3 protein-coding genes are annotated in these 4,343 nt (G+C 43.3%); 2 read left to right on the forward strand and 1 reads right to left on the reverse strand.

The window, feature by feature from the left end; genetic code table 11:
• Together AB6E08_RS22715 and xthA are read left to right on the forward strand one after the other, a co-directional pair.
• The coding region (locus AB6E08_RS22715) for a prolyl oligopeptidase family serine peptidase (RefSeq protein WP_372160296.1) at nucleotides 1–277 on the forward strand (277 nt) is incomplete at its 5' end.
• Nucleotides 278–446: 169 nt separating this feature from the next.
• The gene (gene xthA / locus AB6E08_RS22720; RefSeq protein ID WP_102462452.1) at nucleotides 447–1,253 is read left to right on the forward strand and encodes an exodeoxyribonuclease III; all 807 of its coding nucleotides are present in this window, start codon (nucleotides 447–449) and stop codon (nucleotides 1,251–1,253) included.
• A gap of 136 nt (nucleotides 1,254–1,389) precedes the next feature.
• On the opposite strand, the gene AB6E08_RS22725 is transcribed toward xthA, so the two are convergent.
• Entirely contained in the window at nucleotides 1,390–4,125 is a 2,736-nt protein-coding gene (locus AB6E08_RS22725) for an ImpA family metalloprotease (RefSeq protein ID WP_372067317.1), read from the reverse strand.
• Nucleotides 4,126–4,343: the final 218 nt, after the last annotated feature.

The raw sequence follows: 4,343 nt of genomic DNA on the forward strand, positions 1-4,343 counted from the left end.
GAAGCTGCTTAGTAAACAAGCGAATGATGACAACTACCTTGAAAAACGCCGCTACCCGAACATGTTGGTAACAACAGGCCTGCATGACTCACAAGTACAATACTTTGAACCCATGAAGTGGGTTGCGAAGCTGCGTGAAATGAAAACAGACAACAACGTGCTGCTGTTCAAAACCGATATGGAAGCCGGTCACGGTGGGGCTTCCGGTCGATTTAAGCGATTAAAAGAAGACGCACTTGAATACGCGTTCTTTTTAGACTTGCTAAAGACTCAGTAGATTCTGCGCAAAAGTGAGTATTCACACCATTTTGTCGCCATTTAGGGGCGACAAAATGGCGACAGAAATTATTAAGCATGCTTAAATACGATTAATCATGAAACCCACCAAATCAGCAAGCCCTTGAAAAGCAAGCAATCACAAGGGTTTACGAGAGGTATAAAAACAAATGAAAGTAATTAGCTTCAACATCAATGGCCTTAGAGCCCGCCTTCATCAGCTTCAGGCTATTATCGATAAGCACCAACCTGATGTGATTGGTCTACAAGAGATCAAAGTGCACGATGAAGCCTTCCCACTAGCCGATGTTGAAGCTATGGGTTACAAAGTCTACTTCCACGGTCAAAAGGCTCACTACGGTGTGGCTATGCTTTGTAAGCAAGAGCCAATTTCGGTACAAAAAGGCTTTCCTACAGACAATGAAGACCATCAAAAGCGTATGATCATGGCGACGTTTGAAGACGACAATGGTGAAAAGGTCACTGTGCTAAATGGTTATTTCCCTCAAGGCGACAACATTAAGCATGAAACCAAATACCCGTACAAGCGCCAGTTCTACAAGGACTTAATGACGTACCTGAACGATTACCACAACAAAGATGAACAAGTGATCGTAATGGGCGACATTAATATCAGCCCTACCGATATTGATATCGGCATTGGTGAACCTAATGCGAAACGTTGGTTGAAAACCGGTAAATGTTCTTTCCAACCAGAAGAACGCGAATGGTTGAAAACATTGATGGATTGGGGTTTTGTGGACAGCTTCCGTTTACTACACCCTGAAGTGAACGATCAATACTCATGGTTTGATTACCGCTCAAAAGGCTTCGTGGACAACCGCGGCCTGCGCATTGATGTGGTACTTGCGACTCAGAAGCTTGCTGATAAATGTACTGAAGCGGGCATCGACTACGAGCTACGCGGCATTGAAAAACCGTCAGATCACGCGCCAATTTGGTCGACGTTTAAGTAGTTACTATTAGGTAACAGAACTTAGCCATATCAAGTAGCTGGTAAATCGTGTTCACTAGGCTAACCAGAAGCGAATAACGAAAGAGAGGAGATAATATCTCCTCTCTTTTTTATTCGTGACTCTATCTGCCATATACCTAATTAAGCGGCCAAGCGGTCGTGCCGTCAACATCTAACGGCGTCTTAGCAAATTCATCTAAGCAATAGCCTTGATTAGACGATGCAAAATATGTCAAAGGCATGTTACTTAGACTAAGAGCGGTGACTTGTTGCTTCGCTTTATCACTGAAACTGAATCCCCACATATCTAAGTATTGCTTCATATCCCTTTCTGCTACGTAGCTTAATGCGATAAGCAACCAGTCATTGTTGGTGATGGCTTCGACTTCCTGTTTGGTGTAATCTGAAAAGCCAATCGAGCCTTTACCGTTGTTCCAGAGAGTATCACTGGCTTTCAAGCGATTAAACTCGCGTTCAATCAAGTGTAAGCGCCCTAGTAAATGCCAACCTGAATTCAATACACCTTGCTGCTCTGTCAACATCATCATTTGAATGAACATACGAGCCCCCCAACTCCAACCCGTTTGATTTTGAGCCGCCATAAAAGCGTTTGGATCTGGTTGAGTTCGGCTCTGCTGTAAAAGTTGATACTGCCCTTTAAAGTCTAAGCTTTGGCAAGACGATACCTTTGCCGTGTCTTTGTAATACTTTGATTTACTAAAATACGAATAATAGTTGGTTGTTGAGTGGCCTTCCCATCCAGCGAATCTAAAACGTCCTCTTTCCAGTCCATGACCAAGCTCGTGCAAATCACCATGCCCTAGAGGATGAAAAGACCAATAAGCATCGTAAGGATTTCCTGAACAACCGTAACCACAAGTCGCTTGATCGGCATTCATGTGCTTCACAATATCAATGTTCGCAATTTCCCAACCCTTTGCCTCTCCGTATTGATGAATTTCAGCAATTTCATCAATTCCTGGCCCTTTGAAACCTGCAAGTGCATGAGGAAGGTTGTGTACGTAACGCTCAGTGGCGAGCGCCATATCATGCGGCTGTGCCCAATCAGAAGCTCCAATAGACTCTTTCATCTTGTCTAGCTTAGAGTGAACTTCAAATCCGGGAGTCACCAACTCAGCCCAATCAAACTTTCCTTCTTCAAGCTGCGCGACAAAGCTATCGTTGTCCGCTTTACTTCGCCAAACAGGGTGTTGGGCAACATTTTCAAAACGCAGCTCTACATCGATATCGTTGGTATCAAAATGAACTTGTAATGTCCCGCCATAGGCAGAGGTCAGGTATATCGTTTCTCCATGTTTTACGGGGTAAGTTACCGAAGTCAAAAACTTCGGCCTTGCATAGCCGTCTTTACCCGAAAACTCATGAGTCGCACCGCTACGTAGTGTGTTAAGGGCAATCGACGTTGCCACTTTGTTGTTATCTAATCGCGTCACTTTGATCGTCTTACCCGGTAAGGCATATACACCCGCCGCACGGAAGTTTCTCTTTGACTCTAAAGTAATATTCTTGGTGATGAGAGGAACATTCTTAAAGTTCTTGGTGCTGAAGTTCCCTAAACTCGGCTGTGCTGCGTTATGTTGTCGAGTGTTGTATGTCGCGTAATCACTGTAATACGATCGAAGAAAGTCGATTCTATCTGTTACGTCTTTACCCATTGGGTACTTAACGTCTTGTCGGTAGCGATCAGCAAGTAGCAGTAACAGCTTTTCATATTCGTAGTTCTTGGATGCAAAGAGATCAATTTTTTTGCTATCAAGCGTCGTTAGGTGTGAACGAATACTGTTCGTGGCCTTATAGAACTCTTCATCCATGTTGGACTCATCTGGGCAAGATTTATCATCACATAAATTCAAGTCAACAGTGAAACTATCGAGTTTCAGGCGCTGTAAAAGTGCTTGTTGTTTGACGATATTATCCGGCATGCGATCAATCAGTTGTGTTGAATCCCAATTTGACAGCCCTAGCCTGCGCCAATAGTTATCACCAACATACGTCATATGCATTTCTGCAAATAGTGCATTGCCTAAGTCCGTCATACCGCCATCAAGATGCAAGTACAGCACGGGAATCTTTTTTTTGAACGCCAAACGTAACCCCGTCATTACATCGTTAATTTCGTCACCAGCATTTAACTTTTGAGACAAAATCAATAAATCAGGGTTGTTCGTTTCAATACATTGGCTTAATTTGCTGCCGTCACAGGCGTTATCATCATTGATAACCATCGAAGGATTGATGTTGCTCGTTAGCCAGTTTCGCGTTGCTTTGTCATCAGGAAAATAATAAGACTGATCCATCTGAGCCAAGACAACATTCTTAGGTGAACTTGTGCCAGATGCCCAACCCACCAAGTTTTTCAACCACACTTCCATTTCTGCGTTGACTGAATCCGTTGAACGTTGCTTAGTTCGAAATGGGTTACTTGCTAACGCAGCGTAACGACTACCGCTCGATGTATAACCTGCAATACCAATCGCAAGCTCTTGGTCAGTATATCCACTCTGCATCGCTTTATTGGTTTGCAGGATGACATCGTTGAAGCCGTAAGTTGGTAAGATTATCGCGGCATCGTGTGTTGGATCCCAATGAAGATTGCGCAGCGGCGTGCCGTCTGAATTTTTAGACAGAGACTGTTTAATTTGACTGTAATCAGATTTGTATTGGGCAACGAGCGTTTGGCTGGCGTCAATAAACTCATTGGCATTAGATACAAGGGATGCATCTCCGGATTCAAGCGCTTTTTGTACCGCCGTTTTACTCGGAGGTTGAGCGGAATCACTAGAACCACCACATGCAGAAAGTAGTAGAGACGACGGCAAAATTAGACACAAAGATAAGATGTTTTTTTTCATTGTTATACGACACTCAAAAAAATTGGAGCAAGTATATCTATGGGTTTAATGAAGTCAATTGATTCGACTAATGGGTTCGTGATTTATGGAGTGAATTTAACAAATACCACTTAAACTTATTAGAACCCGAACAATTGAATTGAAATTAAAAACGGCGCTACAAGAGTAATGCCGATCAGTTAAAGCCAAAGTGATCGGTTGAAGGATCCTTCCGAGCT

It is taken from the genome of Vibrio sp. 10N.247.310.24 (genome assembly GCF_041467175.1).
Lineage (GTDB): Bacteria > Pseudomonadota > Gammaproteobacteria > Enterobacterales > Vibrionaceae > Vibrio > Vibrio tasmaniensis_A.